Genomic DNA, 24,704 nt, shown 5'->3' with positions numbered 1-24,704 from the left:
GGGACGATGAACAAGCTGACGAAGCTCACGATCAACAAGTTCCGGAACGTCGTTCCGACGACCCTGGAGTTTCGTCCTGGCCTCAACGTGGTGCTCGGCAAGAACGCGGCGGGGAAGACGACGCTCCTGCGCTTGTTGGCGACCGTGATGGGCGCGGAAGACGACGCACTTGAGGGTGATGAGTTGAACGTGTGCCGTCATGTCTCGAGAGAATCTCTTGGTTTTGAGCACACGCTCATTCAGGAGCGGGTCCAAGAGCCAGCACTTTTCGTGAAACTAGGGCTGCATGCAAGGGAGAGCCGTTCCATTCCTCGTCGAACCGACGCAATTGTGTTCAAGAGAGATGGCATGGCGTTTCTGCGTATCGATATGCTGCCGAATACGGTTTTGATTAGTCGGGATGGCAAGGAATTTCGTCGGGAAAGAGTTTTTGAGGAGAATCTTGCTGTGTCGTTGGTTTCTGCTTTGGTGTATGGGCAAGAGGCCTATGACATGAGCGAGACGGCGGATATTTTTACGGCCCTTGCTCAATCTGCGAGACGTATGGACGAGAGTCTTGAGGATTTCAACAGGCTGCTGAAAATTGAGTTGAAGAGAGAGCCTGAGATTGGTCTTTCGACATGGAATCTCAAGGACTTTCCAAGTTCGATGTTATCCATCATGTCTGAAGACCTGGCTGAGGCGGGGACAACGGCAGAGTTTGAACTGGAGTTTCTTGGCCGAGTGGCCAAGATCATTGGTTATGACTCTGCGCGCGCGCGATTTGATACGGAACATCTTGGGTCTGGGACAGGACGTAAGTCGATCCGTCTTAGTAATCTTCGATTTTTCTTTAGAAGACAAGATGAAGAGGTGTCGCATGAGTTGCTTAGTTACGGACAAAAGCGGTTGCTTACGTTTTTTGCTCATGTTGACGCATCAGGCGGAACGGTGATTGCGGACGAACTTGTGAACGGTCTTCACCATGAATGGATCTCGGCGTGTCTGGAGGAGATTGGCGACCGCCAGGCGTTCCTGACGAGCCAGAATCCGCTGTTGCTCGACTTCTTGCGGTTCGACAGTGCGGAGGAGGTTCGCCAGACGTTCATCCTCTGCGAGCGCGTCAATGGCGAGGCCGGTGCTCAACTTGTTTGGCGCAACCCCACTGAGGAGGAGGCCGACTCGTTCTTCTCGGCGTACCAGACTGGCATCCAGCGCGTATCGGACATCCTGCTCACCAAGGGACTCTGGTGACACGCTATGCCTATCCGTGCGCGTATTCTCCTCCTGACTGAGGACTCGGGTCGTCAGGCTCAGACGGCTGTCCAGAAACTCTTGAAGGAAGCGCTCAAGATCGTGGTGCCCAACGTCGATTTGAATCCGAATCGGATCAAGATCGAGCCTCTGCCGGAGAATGATCGCGCCCTCCAAGGGACTCGTGCAAACAGTTGGAAGGAGGAACCTCCGACACGGGATTCCATTGTGCTTTTCGGTGCGATCGCGGCCCGGTTGATGGAGTCTGGGGGATTCGTCGTCTTTCACTTCGATACCGACCGAGTATGGGCCGAGCGCGACACCAGTGAGAATCGCCAGAAGTTCGAATCGATCATCCGTGAGCGCGTACGGAAGATCCTGCGAGGTGAGGCCACTCCGCCTCCTCCCTCCGGACGGGGAACACACCTTGCACTGACTCCCGAGGAGATCGAAGCCGCACTTGCTCGTCTGTTGGTTCTGTCTCCGTGCTACAGCATCGAGTCCTGGCTCTATCAGTCGACGCAAGAACTCCTCGCGCATTGCCAGGAGCGGCATACCTCCGCGGAGCATGTGCAACGCATCGAGTCGTGGTCTGCGGATAGACGACTTCTTGATGAAGTTTCGCGGCCCAAGAAGGCGTTGTTGCCTTGCATCGGAGATCTTCACAACGAAGCGCTCGCCAAGACGTTTCCTGCGGACGAGGTGTGGCTCGCCGAGCGCTCATTTTTCGAGTCCGTCGAGCGGCTGCGGGCTTGTTCCTCATTGGTCGAGGCGCTTGGGTCCTGAGCGCTGAGCCGCTCGTCCTGGTGACGAGCGTGCTCGCCGGTTCAGGAGTCTTCGCTGGCGGGTCCAGGTTCCGGACGCTCGATGAGGCCGGCCCGGTCGAGGAGCTCGCGGATGCGGGCGGTGAAGGCCACGTGCTCGGGGTTGCTCGCGGTCATGGGCTTGGGGGAGAGGACGAGCGAGGGTTCCCATTCGAGGGCTCGGGAGACGACGCGCCATGATGGGGGATGGCCTCTCGTCAGATGCCTGGCGTGTGTTCCTCACGAGTTCCCGGAACGTTAGGGGAGCCCGAGAGCGGTCAATCACACTCGCAGTGAAGGTGTGAAATTACTTGCCGGTTTCTCACGAATTAATAGGATTTAACGTTATTACGCGATAACCCGATTAAATCGGGATCGCACTCTGTATACAGCGAATGTGTTCGCGCGCCGGTGCGTGCGTCACCCGAACGAATCTCCACGGAGTGGGCCCAGGCGCTCTCCGGGGAAAGGACCAGGAGCCGATGAAGACGATCTGGAAGCAGAGCCTGCTCGCCGCGATGTCGCTGGTGGTGCCCTTGAGCGAGAGCCTCGCGGGGACGGCGGATTTCACCGTCCAGTATCAGAACTACAACGCGGCGGGGCCCAACGACGACATCATCGAGGCGGGCATCCAGGTGCGCAACAACACCTCGGCCGCCATCCCCTTGAGCAACATCGTCGTGCGCTACTGGCTCACGAAGAATGGTGCCACCACCGTGGCTCCGGCGTGCTGGTGGTGGAACGCGCCGAGCTGCTCGGCCATCTCGCTGTCCACCGGGAGCGCGTCCGCCACCGGGGCGGATCAGTACGTGGAAATCCGCTTCACCAGCGCGGCCGGAAGTCTGGCCGCCGGAGCGACGACCGCGCCGATCGATCTCGGCGTCACCTTCGGGGGCGCCACCGTCAACGAGACGGATGACTATTCCTACGGCAACCAGACGGTGCCCACCGACTGGAGCCGCATCACCGTGCACGACGCGGGCTCGGCACCCACCGGCGGTCTGCGCGGCGGCACGCTTCCCACCGGCGGCACGAATCCTCCGACGGACCCGCCGCCCTCGAACCTGGCCGAGTTCTTCGATGACTTCACCTACTCGGGGACGGGCGACGCGGCGTTCACCAACCTCTGGACGGTGCGCACGTACGCGGGCGGCCCCGGCGTGAGTGGCGCCACCTGGTCCGCGAGCAACGTCTCCATCGTGACCGAGGGCTCGGACCGGCTGATGCGGCTGCGGGCGACCACCAACGGCACCACGGCGGGCACCTCGCACTCGGAGGTCCTCACCCAGGCGCAGAAGTTCCGCTTCGGCACCTACGCGACCCGGATGCGCTTCCGCGACACCCCGCTGTCCGGCACGCGCGTCTTCGCCGACAAGTACGTCGAGACCTTCTTCGCGCTCACGCCCTACAGCAGCCCCAGCTACTCGGAGCAGGACTACGAGTACCTGCCCAACGGTGGCTGGGGACAGGGCAACACCCCCACCATGTTCCTCACCTCGTTCGACAAGAACAAGACGGCGAGCACCTCGGCCCGGCTCGCCTACAGCCATGATGGCTGGCACACGCTCGTGCTGCACGTGACGCCCTCGGGCAATGTCTATCACATCGACGGCGTGGAGCGGGCCAACCACTCGTCCCAGTTCTCGCCGCTCATCAACCAGTTCCTCGACTTCCAGATGTGGTTCATCGAGCTCGGCGCCTCCGGCGGCGCGCGCACGTACTTCGAGGACGTGGACTGGGTGTACTTCGCCAAGGACGCGTACCTGGACACCAACACCGTCAACGCGAAGGTGTCGAGCCTGCGCGGTGCCTCCATCCCGCGCAAGGACACGGTGCCCTGAGCGCTCGTCCGAGCCGGTTCGGCTACTTGTCGATGCGTTCCCTGACGTCGAACCGGCCCGCCGTCACCTGGTGTCGTTCCACCGTGAGGGTGTCGGCCTTCAGCGTGCCACGAACCTCCAGGCCGTAGTCATTGTAGAAGGCATCAACGGTTCGCGCCCGGAGGTCACCACCGATGACCACGGGCCCCTCCGTGTAGAAGGTGTCGCACGCGAAATCGCCCCCCACGAACAGCTGGCGTCCCTGGGGGTTCGAGGCCTTGCCCTTCACCGTCAGGCTCCCGGTCACCATCAGCGAGCGCACTCCCAGGTCCCCGTCGATCTCCAGGTCGCCATGGTGGACGTAGGTCGTCTTGGAGACCTTCTTGAGCTTCTTGTGTTGGGGCTCCCGGGTCGCGGCCTTCTGGATGAGGTCGATGCAGGCGAAGACCAGGTGAGGCCGCGTACCGCCGTGCTCTTCGATGTTCTCGTAGAGCTGGTCGATGGTGACCGAGTGCTCCTCGACGAAGACGCTGTCCATGAAGGCCTGGAGCGCCTCCCAGTCACGCGCGGCCACTGTCGCCGGCGCGGTGCCGGCCAGGTACCGGGTGACGTTCTCTTCGGAGAGTTCCTTCAGCTTCTTCGGAGGGGGTGGCCTCTGTGACTTCGTCTTCTTCAGGAGCTCGACCAGCAGGGGGACGACGTTCTTGCTGTGTCTCGAGCTTCGAGCGGCTGACAGGACGCTCCTGCCTCCCGGAGTCTTCGCGCGCGGGTCCAGACCTTTTTCGATGAGGAACCGGACCACCCGATCGGCTCCGAACTCCGCCGCCCGGTGCAGCGGCGTGTCGTATCCCATCGTCGAATGGATGTCGGCGCCATGAGCGATGAGCAACTGGACCAGCTCGACGTTGTTCTGGGTCACCGCGACGGCCAGGGGCGTGTGGCCATTGATGGTCTTGAAGTCGAGGCTCACGCCCTCGGCCAGGAGTTGCCGGATGCTGTCGAGGATCGCGGCATTCCCGTCCTGGGCCTTGCGCAGGATCGCGAGGTACTCGGCCTCGGGCTTCTCCACCCGGTTGTAGGTCTCGATGTAGTGCAGGTCGTTGATCTTGCGAATCAGATCGATGAGTTCCGTCTGCTGCTTCGTCATGCGGGGGAAGGTAGATCACTCCTCGGCCATGGCGCTACGCGCCGACCTGGAGCGCGCTGCCCGCCGCGTGCATCAACTCCAGGAGTTCCTCCTCGCCGCCCTCGCTGTCGCTCAGACTCGCGAGCGTGCCTCCGCCAAGGAATTGCATGATGTATTGCTGATGCATCTCGCAGCGCCCCGCCTGGACCGCACCGAGCACTGTCAGGGTATGGGGCTCCCCATGGCCGACGAGGCTCTCGGTGACCTCGCACGTGCCCAGCACCAGCGCCGTGCCGTACAGCCGCGCCGAGCGGGCCTTCAGGTTGCCCAGCACGAGCAGCACGGACTGTTCCTCGAGGACGAGCGTCTCCGCCGTCACATCCCCCGTGACGACGACGCACGTGGGCTCGTCGAACTCCAACCGCTGACCGTCCAGACGGGGCCGCGAATCCACGCCGTGCTGGACCATGGCTTCCAGGTCGACCGGGGCCGCGAGCAGCCCCTCCGCATCGAGTTCGTCCAGCCGATTCAACGCGGGCGAGAGGAGGGCCGCATGGGGCTCGAGGAGCGATGGCAGGATGTTCATGCTCCGCGAGGCTAGCACGGGGGGCGCCAGCCTCCCGCGAGGGTTGCCGCACCACTCCGACCGCGGCGGCCAGTACGCCAGCGAGGACTACTCCCGCAGCCGCGCGACGGCATCGACCAGCACCGCGCCGTCCTCCGCGCGCACCAGCCGCAGCGTCGCGGTGTCGCCCTCCTGCGTGCCTTCCGCGCGCACCGAATCGCCCGACTGGACATTGCCCAGGAAGCGCGCCTCGATCGCGGCGATGGGCCGGTCGGGCGTCGCCGCCAGCAGCAGGTTCATCGCATAGGCCAGGTTCATCGGGCCGGGATTGACGGTGCGCGGGCCGAATCCCAGCGCATCGGCGACGGCGGGATCGACATGGATCGGATTGTCGTCGTTCATCGCGCGCACCCACACCACCATCGGCGCGGCCTCGACAGCGTCGATCCTGATCGGGGGCAGCGCGCTCATGCCTCACCCCTGACCGGCAGGATCCAGTGCAGCGAGACTTCGGCGTGGATGTCTTCCCCTTGCATCAGCGCGATCTCCAGTCGGGCATGATCGGCCTCCCCGAACCGGTGGCTGGGTTTGCGCACCACGTCGGCGAGCCGCGCCTCGACGCGATATTCTTGATCGATCCGCATTTCACGCGGGTAGCGGATCGCGCAGGAGGCGAGCACGGGGCCGACGTCGACCGAACTGCCGCACAAGCGACAGACCTCGGCGACCGAGGCGCCGAGCCCCCCGACCGCGGCGACGAACGCCATGATCGGGTGCGCCGCCTGGCCCGCCCGCGCCGGTGCCCCGCAGCTGCCCCGGATGGCATCGTCGGTGGCGGCGGTCAGCGCGTAGCGGCCCGTTGGAAGGGTGATTGGTTCGAACCTGCTCATCGTGTGCTCCCCTTGGCGGAGGTATACCCGGATTCATCGCCGCGACAAGGCCAACCCCAGCGCCGTTACGGGCCGGACGGCGTTGCTCGCCGACGTCTTCCGGCTTTGACCCCATCGAGAATCCGACACGCACCGCGCACCTCCCGTGGGGGTCGGGCATCGAACCGGCGCACACAGTCATGGGAGTCACTCCCAGGAGGATGGCGACATGAAGATCGGAATCATCGGCGCGGGAATGATCGGTGGGACCCTCGCTCGACGCTGGACCCGGCTCGGGCACGAGGTCTTCATCGCGAACTCGCGCGGGCCCGAGACGCTTCGCGAACTCGCGGCGGAGACGGGCGCGAAGGCCGTCACCCCCGCCGAGGCGGCGAGGGCCGGTGAGGTCGTCGTCCTGACGATCCCCCAGAAGGCGATCCTGGACCTGCCGAAGGATCTCTTCGCGAATGTGCCGAAGGACGTCGTCGTGATCGACACGGGCAACTACTACCCCATCCGCGACGGACAGATCGCGGAACTCGACGGCGGAAAGGTCGAGAGCGAGTGGGTCGCGTCGCGGATCGGCCGTCCCGTCGTCAAGGTCTTCAACAACATCTACTTCAAGAACCTTCTGGAGAAGGGCACGGCGAAGGGCACACCGGGGAGGATCGCGTTGCCGGTCGCGGGGGACCCGCCCGAGGCCCGGGCGAAGGTGCTCCGGCTCGTGGACGAGCTCGGCTTCGATCCCGTCGATGCCGGAAGCCTCTCGGACTCCTGGCGCCAGCAGCCCGGCACCCCGAGCTACACCCATGACCTCGATGCGGCGCGCCTGAAGCAGGCCCTCGCCGCGGCCGAGCGTGGCAGCATCCCGGAGTACCGCAACGCCGCCAACGAATCCTTGAAGAAGTACCTGACGACGTAGCTCGACGGTGCGCTGGAGGGCACATCCTGGTGCTCGAGGATGTGCCCCCGGGACGTCAGCTCACCAGGTTGACTGGGTGTCGGGGATGCAGGGTTGGTAGAGGTAGCCGCTCGCGGTCGGTCCCACGAGGTCGAGGTCGCGGCGGCTCGAGTTGATGTGCCACTGATTCGCGAGGGTGCAGTTCGGGTTGGTGTTGTACTCCACGTTGAAGACGGCCTTGCCCTTCGCGAAGAAGCTGTTCTTGAAGAGCTGGCACTCGTCGTACTCCCAGCACTGCTCCGTCAGGGCCCAGTCGAAGTAGTCCACCAGCTCCGGTGCCTCGGTGTTGTTGCCCTTGAGTCCCACCGACATTCCGAGCGAGTGGGCGAGGTCCGCGATCGCCTTGTTGTAGGCATTGTTCTGGGCCTTGGTGATGGGGAATCCGGAGTCGTTGCTCCAGACCTCCGTCTCATCCGGCTCGATGGCATCGAAGCCCTTGTTCTTGCACCAGTTGATCATCCGGTCCCTCATGATGGGAAGGAGGATGTCCTGCTGGCGGATGTCGAGCCAGTACGAGCCGTCCCAACCCTCGTCCGGTTTGCCAATCACGGACGCCGGGAAGCGCGCCTTGTCCGACCGGTAGTCCTCGTAGACGCCCGCGTCGAAGTAGCAGATCACCACGATGTCTGGTCCGAGGGCGTGAAGCTTCGCCACCGTTTCGGCCGACGTCAGCTCGCCGTCGAGGTCATAGACAGTCTTGTTGGGCAGCACGTCGCGTGGGTAGGAGAAGTCCTGGGAGAGCTGCCAGTGCCAGTGAATGGGCTGCGCGGGAGTGGGGCGCCACCAACTCGTCGGAGTTCCAGCGTCGCTCAGGGGTGCTCCCGCATCCAAGCGCTCGGCTCCGATGCTTCCATCGGGGTTCGGCTCGGACGGAGTGCTCTGAATACCGCAGCCGAGCAAGGGACCCAGGGTGAGCGCTGCGACCAGCGAAAGTTTCGACATGGTTGTCTCCGTGGAAGTGTCCGGCGCGTTTGGACATCGCGGCTCCGATTCACGTTGTATCTGTCATACACGAAGCATCTGTCTTGGGGTTGCAGTATGTATATGTGCTGCCCTGACCTTCTGGAAATAATTACAATCGCTGTCCATGAGAGTCCGCCAGGAGGCATGCGCCGTCAGCTCGTCGAGGCGGGCAGTCCCGTGAGCTTGCGGCTCGCCTGGACGGAGTGCAGCACCCGCACCCGTCCGTCCTCGCCAATGTCCAGGCGGATGACCACCCGCTTGGGGCGCCCGGGAGCGGGCTGCATCCAGTGGGCTACCAGCGCGGGCAGCCCGTTGATCATCCGCACCTCCAGCGCGTCCGCCACGCCGCCCAGCTCGTGCAGCCGTCGGTAGAAGAGCGCCACGCGCTTGATTCCCACCACGGGCACCCGCGCCGCGAACGTCTCGCCGCCTCCGTCCGACAATGCCCGCACGGGCTCGGCCAGCAGCGCCTCGGCCGCCGCCACGTCCCCCGAGACCAGCGCTCCCAGGAAATCCTCCAGCGTCCGCCGGGTCCGCTCCTGGAGCTCGCGCGTGGGCACGCACCGCTCCCGGTCATACGCCGCCATCACCGCCCGTGCCCGGTGGTGCGTCACCTTCACGTTCGTCTCGCTCATCCTCAAGCACTCGGCCACCTCGCGTACCGGGTAGTCGAAGACGTCGCGCAGGAGCAGCACCGCGCGCTGCCGCGGCGTGAGCGCCTCGAGCGCCAGCAGGAACGCGAACGTCACGCTCTCCAACAGCTCGTAGCGGCCCTCGGTGGTGCCGCCTCCGGACAGGTGCGCCTCCACCGACGCCACCGCCTCCTCGCCCGTCTCCACCGGCGAGGGCAGCCACGGCCCCACGTAGTCCTCGCGCTTGCGCCGCCGGAGTCTGTCCCTCGCCAGGTTCATCGCCACGCGCGTGAGCCACGGGCGCATCTCCTCGGGCTGCCCGGGTGGTGTCGCGAGCGCCCGCGCATAGGTCTCCTGCACCAGCTCGTCCGCGTCCGCCGCGACGCCTGTCATCCGGTAGCACAGCCCCCACAGGAAGCGCTCGTGCTCCCGTGCCGCGTGCTCCAGCGCCTCGTGATCCACGGACGTCATGCCGCGCGGGCCCCCTCGGCTCTGCCCAGCCATGCGCGAGCCACCGCCTCGGCGCTCGAGAGCGAGGCATCCACCAGCATGCCCTCGGGCCCCACCCAGTCGCCCACGAGGCCCAGACCCTGGAGATGCTCCACCACCGGCCGGGGACGGCCCTCGAGGCCCTCGGTCTTCGTCGGCAGCGCGTGCATCACCGTCAGCCCGGGCAGGAACCGCCGCGTCACCACGTGCTGCCGCCAGCCCGGCTGCAACAGCTCCAGCACGCCCTCGAGTTCCGGCTCGCTCGCCACCGCGTCGCGCTCCCCGAGGTACTTGGCCACGTGCACCAGTGCTCCTCCCTCCGGGGCCACCCGCGCCCACGCCGAGTGCACCGACGCATACCACGGCCGATCCACCCCGAATGCTATCAGCGCCCCGGGCCTCGGCAGCCGCGACAGTCCCACCTCCAGCGTGGCCGCCTTCACCGGCACCGCCTTCGCCGCCCAGCCCGCCGCCACCGCGTCCCCCGGCAGGAGTGCCGCCACGTCCTGGGGCCCCGCCGCCAGCACCACCGCTTCGGCCGCCCACTCCGTTCCGTCCGCCAGCCGCACGCCGTGCACCCGGGGGCGTCCGCCTCCCTCCTCGCGCGTCACCTCTTCCACCCGCGCCGACAGCACCCGCTCCACTCCCGCCGCGTCGGCTATCGCCGACAGTCCACGCACCAGCTCGACCCAGCCCCCATCGAGGTAGCGCACCCCCTGGGCCATCGCCGCCTGGTGTTGCGCCACCGCCGCGTCCGCGCCCAGGAGCGCCAGGTCCGCGCAGTACGTCGACACCCGGAAGAGCATCGCCACGGGATCTCGCACCTCCTCGCGCGACACGTTCGCGCACAGCCATTCCTCCAGGCTCATCCCCTTGAGCGTCGAGGCGTCCACACGCATCAAGTTCGCCATCACCCGAGCGAACTCCAGCTTGCCCATGGTGCTCAGTAGATCCGTGGTCAGCAGGGACACGAGTCCCGAGGGAAGGGTGTGTAGCCGGCCTCCGCGCAGCGCGAAGCCACCCTCGCCGCGAGGTCCCCGTCCCCTGAGTTCCAGGCCCAGGCGTCCGAGCACCCGCGCCGCCGCTCCCGCCATGTAGAGCGCGTGGGGTCCCAGGTTGAGGTGGTAGCCCTCTTGGTGCGTGGTGTGTGCCCGGCCGCCCAGGTGTCTGGCCTTCTCGAACAGCACCACCCGCCGGCCTCCCCGCGCCAGCAGCGTCGCCACCGCCAGGCCGCCCAGCCCTCCGCCCACCACCGCCACGTCCGTCGTCTTCATGGTCTCGCTCGCTTTCGAGCCCCGTGCTTGGGGCCTTTGGCGGGACCACGAAATGGGCCTTCAAAAGGTTACGGAGAGGCCCAAAAAGAAGCTGTAGGGAAATTCAGGAGTCCTGGGAACAAAGCAGTGCCTATGGACTCCCGGGCGCCCACCTCTTCTGGTCTCTCTGACGGATGCCTTCCAATCGCTCCAGACGTACCCCACTGGGCTCACTTCCAATGCTACGCCCAGTCCCGTGCTTGTTCGTTCCTAGAGGTCATGCGCGTCCAATGGATGTGGTGTGGCGGGTTCGGAGCGGGCGAAAGGGGAGGGGGGAGGGGGAAAGCCAGCAGGGCTTTGAGAGAGGAAGCCCGGATGAGCTACCTGGCTGCGCAGGCAGAACATGCGGAAGCGGGCGGGATACGGTGGGTGTGTTGTTGTGTGATGTGGAGCCGAATTTTCGGCCTCGGATGCGTGCTACATACCTGATGCTGGTGTGTTGCTGTGCGATGCGGAGCCGAATTTTCGGCCTCGGACGCGTGCTACAGCCCAATGCACGGCTGAAAATTCGCGCTCCATCTAGATGCGCCGTAACCGTAGGGTGGCTCTTGAGACCGATGTCCAGAAAAGCGGCTACACGAGAGAATGGCCCCCAGCAACACCACTTCGGGACTTGACCACGCCACCGATCAGGCGGGGCCTCTGCTTGGCGCAGAGGTGGGGGCGATTGCTCCGCAGCACGCTTTCCGCTCTGCTGAACAGCAGCGGCATGGTGCCAAACTCCAGAAGGCCATTCTCGCAATCTGGGGCAGTAGCGCACGCCCCTTTGCTGTGGGCGGGGTAGTCACCGCTCAGTTCTTCTACCTCCTCTCGAAATTCCCAGAGGGGCTTCTCTGGGGCCCCATCGAATTGCCCGGTGTTGGCCTGGGGACCTCCGTGGCGTTTGCGTCCTTCACCGGAAGTCTCGTCGTGGGGGGGACGGTCAACCTCGTGAAGATCATCGCCCCTCCCCTCCATCACTACTGGGGCCTGTTTGAGGTGTGGTCGAAGTACCTACTGGGGCGCATTTCTCCCGAGCAATATTTCGAGCACGGGGCAGTGCTGGATTACCAACGACTCTACGGCCACATGCCATCGGATTCCCGTCCTGAAACTCAGGCTGAATTCGTGCGTCGCGTGGTCCAATGGAGGAGGAAGCGGAAACTAGGTAATCGAAAGGGGAGAGCCAAAGCCCCGGTTTCTTGAGCGATTTGTGTGGTGCCCTGCACTGCCGCAGTGTTCCTCCTGGTTTTCCATGTATTGTTCGTGGTCTCGTCCAGAAGGGCCTTTATGGGTGTAGAAGGCGCTCAGGTGCACTTCCTGGCTGCACGTGCGGAACACGCGGAATCCGAGCGAGATGCCGTGGAGGTGTTGCCAGGAGTGAGAGCAGACAATTCGTAGAAACGCGTAGGCAGTCCCCGGACCCTCCTGGGTGCAGGGACAAACCCTCTGATTTCGGGAATGGTCGGAAAAATTGAATTAGCCTGACACTGCCGACGTGCTAGGCAGTTTAGTGGTGACAGGGGCGCCATCAACCGTTTTCTGACGCCCGCTCGGTTGAGCCAGAGCCCCGCATGAGGCATTATTTCATAAAGGGAAACGCAGGGTCGTTTCCACTCAAGGGGACACGTATGCGCTCGATACTGCCGACCATCGTCTTGTTACATTCTGTTGTTATTGCAGTGATTGGGGCGACGCCCGCGCACGCCCAGCTTGAGACTACGCTTACCATTGGTGCGGTGTCGAATGCTCTGTCGAACGCTATCACTGACTTCAAGTCGTCGCTCGAAACCGTTGGCGGCGAGGTCAGGGGCGTAGGCAATTCGCTACAGGCCAATGCCCAGAACGTCATCTCCGATATCGACCGCGTGTTCGGGCGAAACGTCAATCTTACCTTCGACCGCATGGATGCGCAGCAGCGCGCACTCTACCGCGATGCGCAAGCCCTCACCCGGCAGGTGCGCGACGCCACCACTGCGCTTGCCACCAAGACTGGTGACGAATTGCGGCGCACCATCGCCGAGGCTGACATCTCTGCCTACAACATCAGTTACTCGCTACCCTGCCGTACACAGACGCCGCGCATCGTCTATGTGGCAACGCCGCGCCTGCGGCTCGGCCGCGACACACCGGAGATCACGATCCGCGGCAACTTCCTCGACTGGCCGGCCGCCAGCGAGGTGACGGTTGACGGCACCCCAGCACGTGTTATCGCGCGCAGCGCTGGTGAACTGCGTGTCGCAGTCCCCGATGCGATCGTGGGTGCGATCACTGCTGAGCGCTCGGTTGCGCTTCGCGTGCCTGCTGAGAACCGCAAGCGGAAGATTTTTCTCTTCTGTTCGACAACTAAGGAACGCCTTGAGCTTCAGGCATCCGCCACGCTCGTGCCGCGCCGCCAAGTCTCGATCAGCGCCTGGATAAAACCCACCACTCTTGTCGCCGAAACCCGCAAGCAGTTACACAATTATGATTCGGGCAAATCCGGCGATTGTGACATCAACACCGACGTCAGTCAGCAAGTGTGCGCGGCCGAAGGCTGGCAAGTCTCCGACATTACTCACTTCGCCGAAACCGGCAAGAACTGCGGCTCGAACGCCGGTCCTCCCAACGTTAGTGGAGCCCGCTGCGTGCATGTGCCTGCCCGCCTGCGCGGTTGCGGTTACCGCAAATACTTGGGCGTGAAAGAGTGCAAGGGCCGCGGCTGGCTGTCGTGGGACATGAGCGTCGGCCTGACGCGTGATGTGCGTCAGGACGCGCAGCTCCAATCCTTCACCGTGAATGCTGAAGGCCAGTCAAGCTGGTCCTTTCACTACAAACCAAGCGAAAACTTGCGCGGCCCCACTTGGTCCTATGGTGCGCGCGTCCAGGTTGCCGAGGGCAACAAAATTGAGGTGTACGAGGTGAGCCAGGCACAGGAAAATGCTGGTCCGGTGAGCGCCCGTCTCATTGACGGCACGCTTGCTATTACGCTCAACGATGGCTCCCTCTGATACTACTTGGTCGCTGCCCAGGGGGCTTCGGCAATCCTCTGCGGAGAATTTCCTTCGGATTGGGTGCGAAATGACTGGGTAATACTAGAGAGCGCTTTCCGTCTAACTTTCCTTTTCCTGCTGCACTCAAGAGCAATCGATAAATTGGCTGGAGCCGACCTGCCGCATCAATGAATCCGGGCACCTGGCGGCTCCGCCCTGACCCATCCCCTCATATTGGGCCGAGAAATTCCTGAAAAACTGGCTGTTCACGTAACAGCGAAGCGAATCGCTTCATCAGCGGGACGAGCTGCTCCTCCGGCATCATCGGGATGGCCTGGTAATACTCACAGCCCTGCCGGAAGAGGGAGTAGGTGCGCGTCTTCACTGTGTTGGCTTTGAGGTAGCGCTCCATCCCCAAGCTCTCCCCCGCCGCCCCCAGCAGCGTCAGCAATGCGCAGGCCAGCGCGCTCACCAACAGCAGCCGGTCCCGCCTCTCCGTCGAGCGGACCCTCACCGACGACAGGCCCATTCCAAAACGCAAGTCCTTCATGTCGCGGAAGGTTTCCTCCGTTCGAAACCTCTTGCCATACAGCCCCACCACGAAGGCCGCCGTCGCTTCTTTCAAGCTCGTCGCCAGGCACCACGCCTCCTTCATTCCCTTCTGCTTCACGCACACCACAGCCCCCACGGGCGCTTCGTCCTGGGTGACTCGCGCTCCCACCATGCGCACCGCCCGGCCCGATTCGGGCACCCACTCGCCCGCGCTCTTCTTCTCTCCCGTCTCATCCATCACTTGAATGCACTGACGGAAGCGCACCACGTAGTCAAACTTCAGTTGCTCGAGCAGCGCATAGAACTTCTGGTCTCCAAAGCCCCGGTCGGCCAGTAGTGTGAGCCGCACCCGCTCGGGCACCACCTGCCGCAGTCGATTGAGTACGAAATCCTCAACGTCATTGCGCATCCCCTCCAAGGCGGACTTCTCCACCGTGAGCCAGACCAGGGGCGTCGTGCGTCCATGGCTCGCCACCAACGACGCCACCAGCGTTGTCTGCCCATCCGCATCGAAGTCCGTCCAGTCCAGCGCCACCAGTGCCTCGCTTCTCTGTCCCAAGGCAAAGGGCACCCACTGTGCGAACAGCGCCCAGACATCAATCCCTTGGTTGGACAAGAGCCGGTCCACCTGCTTCACCCCATGCTTGCTCTTGGTGCCTCGCGCCCACGCCAGGGCTTTGCCAATGAGATGAACCCCCAGGCTGGCAGCGTGAATGACACCCAGGACCGCGTAGGCCAGGGACAACACGCGCTTGGCGTGCAGGTCTTCTTCGAAGAGGGACTCCAGAAAGGTATGCACCTGCTGGTCATCAAGGCGAGGCTTACGCATGACCGCAGAAGTAAGCATGCGGGTCCTACTTCTCGCACTACTCGGCCTACGCGGCGCTCCCTTGCTCGCCTGTTAAAATGAGGGGATGGCTCAGGGCTCCGCCAGGTGATTGATCGATAGTTCTTTAGTTTATAGTGGAAAGAATTTATCTGGGTCCGTGCTGTCCTGATCGGAACACGGACCTTTCGAGGTTGTCAATAGATGATGCTGGAGCGGCTCTTGCTTCTTTAATGCGCTCATAGTAATGCGCTCATAGTTCAATTTCTCCAGTTATGCTTTTGAAGTCTTCCTTGAACCAGATCAGTTTGACCCCTACGTCGTCGAGGAAATTCATTACTTTAGAATCAGGGCGTTGTGGCAAAAGCACAGCAATGTCTGTGCTGGCCCTTTTTGCTAGGTGCCGTCTGTAGTCCAGAAGTTGGCCAACGGCAAGCCGCGAATCGGCGATTTCTGTGGAAGTCTTTGCCTCGATCAGAAGATCCCTCCCTTTTGCGTAATTCTGTATTCGAGCGTCGTAGCGGCATGCTTTGTCGCTCCCTTCATCCACTGTTAGTTTATGTTTCTTGCAGAGGGCTAGGAGTCTGTTTGTCATCTTGTTGTGTAACTGAGCGCGCTTTTTAGTTCCTCCGAGAGAGATTACCTTGAGATCTTCAGCATCCTTGAGTCCAAGCGGAGCGCTATTTGCTCCATCCTTTTTGGGGGGTTCCTGTGTAAGCTTTTCTGCTTTTTGAGAGTCGATGGGGTCGACGGCCTTTCCCAAGACCGTCTTTCCAAGCAGATCGAGGCAAACGTCCAGAAAAAATGCGTCCTCGATTCCTGCTTGGCCAATCAGACCAACAAGCCCGCTAAATTTTTCGCTAAGTGTCGCGTGAAAAAGTCCCAGTTGTTTCAATGCTAGGGTGACGCTCTTCGCGCTGTTGATGATTGGTGCTCGTGCGCGCGGATCGAGACAGGCTACAAGGGGAGTTAACAGATTTGCTGCTGGGAGGGGTCCTCCCACTTTCCTTGGGATGGGCGGTAGCTGACTGATCAAGTCGTACAGCGAACTCGCGCTTGAGTCTGATTTCAATCTACGGGCCGCAACCATAAGTGGCCGGATTTTCGTGGCATGGGTTGTCATCCAATTCCACGAAGTGTTTCGAAAGGGAGCGTAGAAATCTGTGAACCCAACTTCAGCCTTGGCTGCTGCGCAAATTGTCTGGGGCGCATTTATTCGTGCAAGAGCATGCAGTAAATCATCCTGTCGGCTTGCTGCGGGGGTGATGTTAAGAATTTCACAAAGGGACGGAATGACAACAGCCTCTCTGTTGTCAGCCACGCCACGATTCGAGTGAGTAATCCAAGTTAACCGACAGAGTGCGTGGAGTACACTCGGGGATGCCTTGTTTGGATCCGGAAGAGCATCAAAGCACGCACGAATGAGCTGCGCTGTGTTGTGGTGTCTATCGAACCAGTACCGACGTTCCTTGTTCAGTTTGATCATTTAGTCCCATTCTGAAGCATCCGTTGAGCACGGCATATTACATGTTAGACGATAACCGTTCACCACTTGTGGATTTCTGGATGTAGGGGAGCGGCTCCATCAATGGACATTGGGCTTGGTGCGAGACGTTCCAGCAAGGGACCTATCTGAGCCAGAACTGGCTTAGATGGGGACAAGACGAAATGAAGGGAGCTTCACCGCGCCGCGCGGGCGGCATGCAAAGGGAGGCCAAAAAGGAATCGGGGAGGAGCCGCTCCCCAGCAGCTCCTCCCCGACTCACTTTGCTTGCGCCACTTCCCCAAGTGGCGCTCCCCGTACTGCCCCCGTTCGACTCCTTCTCCCCCTGAAATGGTTGTCTTTCCCGACCCCGACCCGCCCGTCCTGCCCCGTACTTCCCGACCCGCCCGTCCTGCCCCGTACCGCCCCGTGCTGCCTCATCCCGACTTCGTGCCAGAGGGCTATTGCAGTCCGAATGCCAGCGTGCTCGTGGGAGATGAGGCCGTGATTTCGGGGGGTTATGTGGAGCGGGGGCCGGGAGCCCGTCCGGGAGCGGTAAGACTTACCGGGGAGAAACTTCCCCCGGTTTCCTAGCGAAGCTCCCGGAAGAACGAGCGGACGTCCTTCAGGAACAGTTCCGGCTGTTCCGCGGCGGCGAAGTGGCCCCCTCGCGGCATCTCCGTGTAGCGCCGCAGGTTGAAGCGCGCCTCCAACCAGGGCCGGGGCGTGTGGGTGAGCTCCTTGGGGAAGTCCGCGATCGCCGTGGGCACGCGCACCGGCTTCTTCAAGTCCAGGCGCTGCATGCCGAAGGTCTCGTAATAGAGGTTGGCCGCGCTCGCGATGCTGTTGGGCGCCCAGTAGAACATCAGGTTCGTCAGCAGCCAGTCCTTGGAGAAGGCGCGCTCGACGTCCCCGCCACAATCGCTCCAGGTGCGGAACTTCTCGACGATCCACGCGGCGAGCCCCGCGGGGGAATCCGCCTGCCCGATGCCCAGCGACATGGGCTTGGTGCCCTGCACGTGGCTGTAGCCGCTCTCGGCGGCGGAGAACGCCGCCATCTTCTGGCCATACTCCCGCGCCAGCTCGCTCTGCTCCTGTCCGGGCGGCGGCGACGCGAGGGCGAAGTTGAGATGGATGCCCACCAGGTGCTCGGCGTGCTCCACCCCGAGCGCCGTGGTGACGACGCCTCCCCAATCACCGCCCTGCGCCCCATAGCGGGAGTAGCCCAGGTGCTCGACCATGAGCCGGTCGAACACGGCGGCCACGCGCGTGGCATCCCAGCCCGGCTCGCGCGGCTTGCCGCTGAAGCCATAGCCGGGCAGCGCGGGGATGATCACGTCGAAGGCGTCCCGGGCGTCGCCTCCGTACGCGGCGGGGTCCGTCAGCGGCTCGATGAGGTGATGGAACTCGTAGATGGAGCCGGGCCAGCCGTGCGTCAGCAAGAGTGGCAAAGGAGACGGGCCCTTGCCCCGGACGTGCCAGAAGTGGAGGTCCACGCCCTCCACCTCGCACAGGAATTGAGGGAAGCGGTTGAGCTCGGCCTCGTGCTTGCGCCAGTCGTAGCGCTCACGCCAGTACGCGCACAGCTCGCGGACATAGGCGACATCGGCGCCGCGCTGCCAGGGCTCACCGGGCAGCGGCTCGGGGAAGCGCGTGGCCTCCAGGCGGCGTTGAAGATCCGTGAGCACGGCCTGGGGCACATCGATGCGAAAGGGACGCGGAGACATGGGACTCCTGGGAAGAGAGAGGACCTTCTCGATTCACCGTGCCACGCGGGCCGCGAGTGGAAGACGCCAAAAAAGAATCGGGGAGGATCCGCCCCCAGCGGATCCCCCCCGACGCACTCTTCCTACCCACTACCCCCGTAGTGTTGCTGCCGTGATGCACTGCCCCCGTACTGCTCGACCCCACTCGAAAACCTGTCCGCCCCGACCCCGCCCGTCCTGCCCCGTCCTCGCCGTCCCGCCCCGACCCCGAATCCGCCCGTCCCGCCCCGACCCCGAATCCGCCCGTCCTGCCCCGACCTGCTGGTCCTCGACCCGCCCGTCCTGCCTGGGGTCCATAGCAGTCCGCATGCCATGGGCCAGATGGGAGAAAAACCCCATGATTCCAATGGGTTGGGAAGTGTTTGGTTCTGACATTGTACTGAGGGGCAGTAAGACTTACGGAAAGGGACTTTTCGGGGGGTGCAAGAATTTCCGCGCTCGGGGTGAATGATGTCCCTGGAGGGATCCTCCCGGCACCCGCTCGAGTCGCGGTCCGCCCGGTGTCTCGCTCGTGCGTGGAGGCCATGCCGCGGCTCATCCGCGAGCGCCCCACGCGGGGGCGCGCCACGCTCCCTCTCTCCGCCTGAAACCGGGCTCCAGGCGGGGCGTCATGCTCCCCAGGCGAGCGGCCCGGGAACGCGGGTACAAAACCCGACGGACGGAGGGGTGGTTGTTATCCTTCCATGCCCGTTTTCCCCCGCCCCGTGCCGCCCCCGACCATGGCCCTGCCCGCTTCCTCGCATCTTCCCTCGGTGGACTCCCTGCTCGGCCCTGGCGGTGCGCTGGAGGTCGCGCTGGAAGCGTACGAGTACCGTCCGGAGCAGCTCCAGATGGCGCGCTCGGTGGAACGGGCCTTCCAGGAGCGCGGCTACCTGCTGGCCGAGGCGGGGACGGGGACGGGCAAGACGCTCGCCTATCTGGTGCCCGCGTTGTTGTCGGGTCGGCGGGTGGTGGTGTCCACGGCGACGAAGACCCTGCAGGAGCAGATCTTCTTCAAGGATCTGCCACTGCTGCGCGAGCGCATGGGCCTGTCCTTCGAGGCGGTGTACCTCAAGGGCCGCAGCAACTACCTGTGCCTGCACCGCTATGACGCCTTCAGCAAGGATCCGCAGTTCGCCTCGCGCGAGGAGGGGCGGTACTGGAAGCACCTGAAGACGTGGGCGGGGAGCACGGAGACGGGGGATCGCAGCGAGCTGGAGCTGCCCGAGTCCTTCAGTGCGTGGGGGCGGCTGTCGACCACGTCGGACACGTGCCTGGGCTCGAAGTGCCCGGTGTACGACAACTGCTTCGTGACGCGGGTGCGGCGGGCGGCGGAGTCGGCGGACCTGCTGGTGGTCAACCATCACCTCTTCTTCGCGGACCTGGCGCTGCGGGGCCGGGGCCAGCGGGGCGAGGGCGTGCTGCCGCCGTATGACGCGGTCATCTTCGACGAGGCGCACGCGCTGGAGGACGCGGCGGGCAGCTACTTCGGGCACTCGGTGTCGAGCTTCCGGCTGGAGGAGCTGGTGCGCGACGCGCTGGGGGTGATGTCGCCGCAGGACTCGCGCTTCGGGATGCTGTCGTCGCTGGTGGTGCGCCTGCGCACGTATTCGGAGGCGCTCTTCTCGCAGGCGCCGCGGGTGTTGGGGCTCACCGAGCAGGAGGGCGCGGTGGCGCTCAAGCCCGAGCGGCTGGAGCAACTGTCCGGGTCCATCGAGCAGGTGAAGGAGTCGCTCTCGGCGCTCTCGGCGTTCACCACGACGGAGCGCGAGGCGGAGCTGACGTTGCTCACGCGCCGGTGCGCGGACCTGGTGGCGGACTTCTCCTTCCTGCAGAAGGTGGAGTCGAACGACCACGTGTACTGGGCGGAGGCGCGGGGGCGGGGCGTGTTCCTGCGCGCGAGTCCCATCGAGGTGTCGCGCGAGCTGCAGGAGCGCCTTTATGGCGGGGTGGACACGGTGGTGTTCACCTCGGCGACGCTGGCGGCGGCGGGCCGCTTCGACTTCTTCGCCCGACGCATGGGGCTGTACGACGACGAGGGCACGCCGGTGACGAGCGTGCGCACGGTGGCGGTGCCGAGCCCCTTCGACTTCGAGCGGCAGTCGGCGCTGTACCTGCCCACGCACCTGCCGGACCCGGCGGCGCCCGGTTTCATCGAGGCGGTGGCGGAGGAGATCGTCCGGCTGTGCGAGGTGACGGGGGGACGGGCCTTCGTGCTCTTCACCAGCTTGCGCAACATGGAGCGGGCGCATGCGCTCGCGCGCCACCGGCTGCCCTACCAGGTGTTGTTGCAGGGCGAGCGGCCCAAGCAGCAGCTCCTGGAGGCGTTCCGTTCGCAGCCCAGCGTGCTCTTCGCGGCGCACAGCTTCTGGGAGGGCGTGGATGTGCCGGGGGACGCGCTGAGCCTGGTCATCATCGACCGGTTGCCGTTCGCCTCGCCGGGAGACCCCCTGGTGGCCGCGCGCATCCGCCAGTTGGAGGCGCGGGGCGAGGCGCCCTTCGGGGGCTACCAGTTGCCGCAGGCGGCGCTGGCGCTGCGGCAGGGCTTCGGGCGGCTCATCCGCACGCGGGCGGACCGGGGCATCGTGGCGCTGTTGGACAGGCGCATCGTCACCAAGAGCTACGGGCGCTCCTTCCTCGCGAGCCTGCCGCCCGCCTGGCGCACGCACTCGCCCGAGTCGCTCGAGGCATGGTTCCACGGCGAGCCCGTGTACGACGTGGAGGAGTGAGGCACGGGCTCAGTGCCCGAGCGCCTCGCCTCCATCGGCGGCGGACACCTGGAAGTCGGGCTTGAGCCGCCGGATCGTCTTGGCGAAGGACTCCTTGTCCTGGGCCTTCTCGAGGGCGGCCTCGGGGGTGATGGTGTTGGCGGCCACCAGCCGCTCCAGGTGCATGTCGAGCGTCTGCATGCCGAGGCCCTGGCTCGACTGCATCTTGCTGGCGATCTGGAACACCTTGTTGTCGCGGATCATCGAGGCGATGGCGCTCGTGCCGATGAGGATTTCGAGCGCGGCGACGCGGCCCTTGCCGTCGGCGGTGCGGATGAGCTGCTGGGCGACGATGCCGGCGAGGCCCTCGGCGAGCATGCCGCGCACCTGGGGCTGCTCGTCGGCGGGGAAGGAGTTGATGATGCGGTCGATGGTGGCCGGCGCGCTGTTGGTGTGCACGGTGGCGAAGACGAGCACGCCGTAGCTGGCCAGTTGCAGCGCGAGCTTCATGGTCTCGTTGGTGCGCAGCTCGCCGATGAGGATGACGTTGGGGTCCTCGCGGCCCGCCGAGCGGATGGCGGTGGCGAAGCTGGAGGCGTGCAGGCCCACCTCGCGGTGCGTCACCTGGGACTTCACCGATTCGTGCACGAACTCGACGGGGTCCTCGATGGTGAGGATGTGCGCGGCGCGGGTGTGGTTGATGTGGTGGATCATCCCCGCGAGCGTGGTGGACTTGCCGCTGCCGGTGGGGCCGGTGACGAGCACGAGGCCGCTGCGGCGCTCGGCGAGCTTGCGCACCACCTCGGGCGTGTTGAGCTCCGCGAGCGACAGCACCCGGCTGGGGATGGTGCGGAAGACGGCCGCGATGCCGCTCGTCTTGTAGAAGTAGTTGGCGCGGAAGCGCGCGCGCGTGCCGTAGCTGTAGGCGAAGTCGAGGTCCAGCTCCTCGGTGATGTGGCGCTTCTGCTCGGGGCTGGTGAGCTCGAAGAGCATGGCCTCCAGCTCTCTCTGGGTGAGCAGCTCCTCGCGCAGCGGCTGGAGTCCACCGCGGATGCGGCCCAGCGGTGGGTGGCCGATGCTCAGGTGCAGATCGCTCCCCTTGTGCTCGAGGAGCTTGTCGAAGAACGCGGCGATGCGCGGCGAGGCACTCGAGGAACTCATGGGTCAGGCGCTCTTGCGGTTGAGGAGGTTGCCCATCTTGGAGAGCAGCGGCTTGGAGCCGTCGGGCGGCGAGGGCTCGGGAGGCGAGCCGGGGCGCTTGCCCGTCACCACGGCCTCCAGCTCGTCGGGGTTCTCGGCGTAGACGCGCGCGTGCTCGAGCGTGGTGCGGCCCGAGCGCACCAGCTCGGCGAGCGAGTCGTCGAAGCGCACGATGCCCAGGCTCTTGCCGCGCTGTTGCAGCGAGGGAATCTGGAACGTCTTGTTGTCGCGGATGAGGTTGCCGAGCGCGACCGAGCCGGGCAGCAGCTCGGCGGCGGCCACGAGGCTCCTGCCATCCGTGGAGGGCAGGAGCCGCTGGCTGACGATGAGGCGCAAGCTGCTGGCGAGCGTCATGCGCACCTGGGCCTGGTCACCCGGGGGGAAGAGATCGATGAGCCGGTCGATCGTCTTCGCGGCGCTCTGGGTGTTCATGGTGCTCACGAGCAGGTGGCCCGTCTCGCTCGCGGCGAGCGCCATGCGCACCGTCTCGGTGTCGCGCAGCTCGCCCACGAGGATGACGTCCGGGTCCTCGCGCAGGCTGCCCTTGAGGGCGCTGGCGAAGCTCTTGGTGTGGGTGCCCACCTCGCGCTGGCTCAGGAGCGCCTTCTTGCGCGGGTGGAGGTACTCGACGGGATCCTCCACGGTGAGCACGTGGTGGGTGGTGTCGCGGTTGATGATGTCGACGATGGCCGCGAGCGTGCTCGTCTTGCCGTGGCCCGAGGGGCCGGTGACGACGATGAGGCCCTGGTGGTGGTGGGTGGCCTTGGCGATGTCGGCGGGCAGGCCGAGTGACTCGAGGGTGGGAATCTCGCGGGAGATGAGCCGGAAGCTGCCCTTGTAGCCGGTGCGCTGGCGGGAGACGTTGACGCGGAAGCGGCCGGACGCTCCCAGGTCGAGCGCGAAGTCACAGCTTCCCTCGCGCTCGAGCACGAGGCGCAGCCGGTCGGGCACGTGGGGCAGCAGCATCTTCTCCACCGTCTCGGGTGGCAGCGCGGCGCCGTGGGGCAGCAGCTCGCCCACCAGCCGGAAGAGGGGAGGGCGGCCGGCGATGATGTGCAGGTCGCTCGCGCCCACGCTTCGCGCGTCTTCCAGGAGCATCGCCAGGTTGGCCGTGGACTCGGGCCGCACGACGAGCCGGGGCCCCGCGGAGGCCTCGGCCCTGGACTCGGCCGTGGGGGGGGCACCGAGGGAGGTGGCTCGGCGGCGGGCGCGGGACGCTCGGTGCTGGGGAGGATCTGCATGCCGGCGGCGCGGGCGGGCCTGCCCGTCGCGGCGGGCGGCGGGGCGGGCGGGGGAGCCGCGGCGGGTGGGGGCTCGCCGCGCAGGATGCGCACGTGGAGCACGTCGCCGCGGCGCATGGCGCCGACGATCACCGGACCGAAGCCCTCCAGCTTCAGGCCCCACTGCCCGGGCTTCTCGGAGAGCGAGGCGACGCGCGCGGCACCCACCAGCCCCTTGAGCGCCTCCTGCAGTCCCTCCGTGGTGAGCAGGCCCTCATCCAGCGTCTCGAAGCCCGCGGCCGTCTTGGCCAGCGGTGTGCGCCCGCTGATGAGCGTCAGTTCCACCACGGCCGGTCGAGCCAGTTGGCGCAGCAGTTCCGTGAAGCTCTTCATTCGCGGGGCCACCCTTCGGGCCTCCCGGGGGAGTGGGGGGCCGACGGGAAAGGGTACAGCACAACTGGGAATGTCGGGTATTCCCGAAAGAGAGGGCGATGCGGTCTTCGGCCCGGGTCGCTGGGAGGGAGGACGGACAGGCGGCGGGAAAAAGAAAACGCCCGGACGGGGACCCTCGAGAGGGCCCCGACCGGGCGGAATCAAACGAGGGAAGGAGCGGTCCCTCGATGAGGGCCGGGCCTACCCAGGCCGGCTCACAGCTCGCGCGACATGAGCAGGCGCAGCTTGCCCGACTTCTTGGACACCACCGTGGCGACGGTGGTGAAGCCCGCGTTGCGGTAGAAACTCACCGCGGGGGCGTTGGCCGGGTCCACGCGCAGGGCGATCGTCTTGCGGTACATGTCCCGGGCCACCTGGAGGGCCTGGTTGAGCACGGCCAGTCCCACGCCCTTGCGGCGCAGCTCCGGCTTGATGACGATGTTGCGCATATAGGCGGCGCCGGGAACCGGGCCGTCGCGCTCCACCGTCACGTAACCCACGACCTGGTTCTGCACCTTGGCCACCTGCACGAACGGCCGCAGCCCCGTGAGGGCCTTGAGGCTGTCCTCCAACGTCTCTCCGCGGCTCAGCCACGGCTCCGAATTGGCGCGCAGCGCGGCCACGGAGGCCATGTCCTCGTCGCTCGGGGCGTTGAATTTGACCGCCAGCGCCAGGTCATTGGGCATGGTCGTCATGTCCGGCACCGGCATCGCGCCTACCTCCACGCCCGGTTCCACCCGCTTCATCGTCATGCCTTGCTCCTCCATTGCGCTACGAATCCTAACCGCTTCATTGTCTCCCTTGCACGCCCTT

The 24,704-nt window shown here is 64.8% G+C and carries 21 protein-coding genes; 7 read left to right on the top strand and 14 right to left on the bottom strand.

All coding sequences use genetic code 11. The annotated features are described in order from the left end of the window. Nucleotides 1-6 precede the first annotated feature (6 nt). A complete protein-coding gene (locus CYFUS_RS47020; RefSeq protein ID WP_095991175.1) occupies nt 7-1,233 on the top strand; it encodes an ATP-binding protein in 1,227 nt (408 codons plus the stop codon). Between the two features lie 81 nt (nt 1,234-1,314). Further along, on the top strand, nt 1,315-2,019 hold the full coding sequence (locus tag CYFUS_RS47015) for a hypothetical protein (protein WP_157759062.1): 705 nt from the start codon (nt 1,315-1,317) through the stop codon (nt 2,017-2,019). 41 nt (nt 2,020-2,060) lie between these two features. Here the strand turns inward: CYFUS_RS47015 and CYFUS_RS53605 are convergent, their stop codons facing one another. Next, nucleotides 2,061-2,174, bottom strand: a complete 114-nt coding sequence (locus CYFUS_RS53605) for a hypothetical protein (RefSeq protein WP_420042669.1) — start codon at nt 2,172-2,174, stop codon at nt 2,061-2,063. A gap of 344 nt (nt 2,175-2,518) precedes the next feature. Here CYFUS_RS53605 and CYFUS_RS47010 point away from each other — a divergent pair, with 344 nt between their 5' ends. Next, on the top strand, nt 2,519-3,877 hold the full coding sequence (locus CYFUS_RS47010; RefSeq protein WP_095991173.1) for a cellulose binding domain-containing protein: 1,359 nt from the start codon (nt 2,519-2,521) through the stop codon (nt 3,875-3,877). A 22-nt stretch (nt 3,878-3,899) separates the two neighbouring features. Here the strand turns inward: CYFUS_RS47010 and CYFUS_RS47005 are convergent, their stop codons facing one another. From CYFUS_RS47005 to CYFUS_RS46990, 4 genes are all read right to left on the bottom strand, one after another. Further along, nucleotides 3,900-5,003: an ankyrin repeat domain-containing protein gene (locus tag CYFUS_RS47005; RefSeq protein WP_095991172.1), complete on the bottom strand. Its 1,104-nt coding sequence runs from the start codon at nt 5,001-5,003 to the stop codon at nt 3,900-3,902. 34 nt (nt 5,004-5,037) lie between these two features. After that, nucleotides 5,038-5,568 carry a polymer-forming cytoskeletal protein gene (locus CYFUS_RS47000; protein ID WP_095991171.1) on the bottom strand — a complete coding sequence of 177 codons (531 nt, stop codon included), beginning with the start codon at nt 5,566-5,568 and terminating at the stop codon, nt 5,038-5,040. Nucleotides 5,569-5,655: 87 nt separating this feature from the next. After that, the gene (locus CYFUS_RS46995) at nt 5,656-5,949 is read right to left on the bottom strand and encodes a MaoC family dehydratase (RefSeq protein ID WP_420042720.1); all 294 of its coding nucleotides are present in this window, start codon (nt 5,947-5,949) and stop codon (nt 5,656-5,658) included. Between the two features lie 65 nt (nt 5,950-6,014). Beyond that, entirely contained in the window at nt 6,015-6,437 is a 423-nt protein-coding gene (locus CYFUS_RS46990) for a hypothetical protein (protein WP_095991169.1), read from the bottom strand. Between the two features lie 145 nt (nt 6,438-6,582). On the opposite strand from CYFUS_RS46990, the gene CYFUS_RS46985 reads away from it, so the two are divergent. Continuing rightward, complete coding sequence (locus CYFUS_RS46985; protein ID WP_269770186.1) at nt 6,583-7,338, top strand: NADPH-dependent F420 reductase; 756 nt, start codon at nt 6,583-6,585, stop codon at nt 7,336-7,338. 60 nt (nt 7,339-7,398) lie between these two features. Here the strand turns inward: CYFUS_RS46985 and CYFUS_RS46980 are convergent, their stop codons facing one another. The 3 genes from CYFUS_RS46980 to CYFUS_RS46970 all read right to left on the bottom strand — a co-directional run bounded on the left by CYFUS_RS46980 (nt 7,399) and on the right by CYFUS_RS46970 (nt 10,735). Then, entirely contained in the window at nt 7,399-8,319 is a 921-nt protein-coding gene (locus CYFUS_RS46980) for an endo alpha-1,4 polygalactosaminidase (RefSeq protein ID WP_095991167.1), read from the bottom strand. A gap of 173 nt (nt 8,320-8,492) precedes the next feature. Next, complete coding sequence (locus CYFUS_RS46975) at nt 8,493-9,443, bottom strand: sigma-70 family RNA polymerase sigma factor (protein ID WP_095992644.1); 951 nt, start codon at nt 9,441-9,443, stop codon at nt 8,493-8,495. Beyond that, nucleotides 9,440-10,735, bottom strand: a complete 1,296-nt coding sequence (locus CYFUS_RS46970) for a phytoene desaturase family protein (RefSeq protein WP_095991166.1) — start codon at nt 10,733-10,735, stop codon at nt 9,440-9,442. Before CYFUS_RS46970 ends, CYFUS_RS46975 begins: the two co-directional genes overlap by 4 nt. A 624-nt stretch (nt 10,736-11,359) precedes the next feature. Here CYFUS_RS46970 and CYFUS_RS46965 point away from each other — a divergent pair. Together CYFUS_RS46965 and CYFUS_RS46960 are read left to right on the top strand one after the other, a co-directional pair. After that, nucleotides 11,360-11,959, top strand: coding sequence for a hypothetical protein (locus CYFUS_RS46965; RefSeq protein WP_095991165.1), 600 nt, complete (start codon nt 11,360-11,362; stop codon nt 11,957-11,959). A gap of 425 nt (nt 11,960-12,384) precedes the next feature. Then, a complete protein-coding gene (locus CYFUS_RS46960; protein WP_095991164.1) occupies nt 12,385-13,743 on the top strand; it encodes a hypothetical protein in 1,359 nt (452 codons plus the stop codon). A 211-nt stretch (nt 13,744-13,954) separates the two neighbouring features. Here the strand turns inward: CYFUS_RS46960 and CYFUS_RS46955 are convergent, their stop codons facing one another. The 3 genes from CYFUS_RS46955 to CYFUS_RS46950 form a co-directional block, all read right to left on the bottom strand. Further along, a complete protein-coding gene (locus tag CYFUS_RS46955; protein ID WP_095991839.1) occupies nt 13,955-15,106 on the bottom strand; it encodes an IS4 family transposase in 1,152 nt (383 codons plus the stop codon). Between the two features lie 250 nt (nt 15,107-15,356). Further along, the gene (locus CYFUS_RS51465; RefSeq protein WP_157759061.1) at nt 15,357-16,424 is read right to left on the bottom strand and encodes a hypothetical protein; all 1,068 of its coding nucleotides are present in this window, start codon (nt 16,422-16,424) and stop codon (nt 15,357-15,359) included. A gap of 752 nt (nt 16,425-17,176) precedes the next feature. Then, nucleotides 17,177-18,313 (bottom strand): epoxide hydrolase family protein, encoded by a 1,137-nt coding sequence (locus CYFUS_RS46950; RefSeq protein ID WP_095991163.1) that lies wholly within the window; start codon nt 18,311-18,313, stop codon nt 17,177-17,179. A 758-nt stretch (nt 18,314-19,071) separates the two neighbouring features. Between CYFUS_RS46950 and CYFUS_RS46940 the strand changes: the two genes are divergently transcribed. Further along, nucleotides 19,072-21,060 carry an ATP-dependent DNA helicase gene (locus CYFUS_RS46940; RefSeq protein ID WP_095992643.1) on the top strand — a complete coding sequence of 663 codons (1,989 nt, stop codon included), beginning with the start codon at nt 19,072-19,074 and terminating at the stop codon, nt 21,058-21,060. Nucleotides 21,061-21,069: 9 nt separating this feature from the next. Here CYFUS_RS46940 and CYFUS_RS46935 read toward each other — a convergent pair whose 3' ends face one another. The 3 genes from CYFUS_RS46935 to CYFUS_RS46925 all read right to left on the bottom strand — a co-directional run bounded on the left by CYFUS_RS46935 (nt 21,070) and on the right by CYFUS_RS46925 (nt 24,643). Further along, complete coding sequence (locus CYFUS_RS46935) at nt 21,070-22,200, bottom strand: type IV pilus twitching motility protein PilT (protein ID WP_095991161.1); 1,131 nt, start codon at nt 22,198-22,200, stop codon at nt 21,070-21,072. Between the two features lie 3 nt (nt 22,201-22,203). Continuing rightward, a complete protein-coding gene (locus CYFUS_RS46930) occupies nt 22,204-23,367 on the bottom strand; it encodes a type IV pilus twitching motility protein PilT (protein WP_232537214.1) in 1,164 nt (387 codons plus the stop codon). A 739-nt stretch (nt 23,368-24,106) separates the two neighbouring features. Further along, nucleotides 24,107-24,643, bottom strand: coding sequence for a GNAT family N-acetyltransferase (locus CYFUS_RS46925; RefSeq protein WP_043430744.1), 537 nt, complete (start codon nt 24,641-24,643; stop codon nt 24,107-24,109). Nucleotides 24,644-24,704: the final 61 nt, after the last annotated feature.

It is taken from the genome of Cystobacter fuscus, from assembly GCF_002305875.1.
In the GTDB taxonomy this organism is placed as follows: domain Bacteria; phylum Myxococcota; class Myxococcia; order Myxococcales; family Myxococcaceae; genus Cystobacter; species Cystobacter fuscus_A.
The sequence above is the reverse complement of the archived record's forward strand: the minus strand, read 5'-3'. Positions and strand labels throughout refer to the sequence as shown.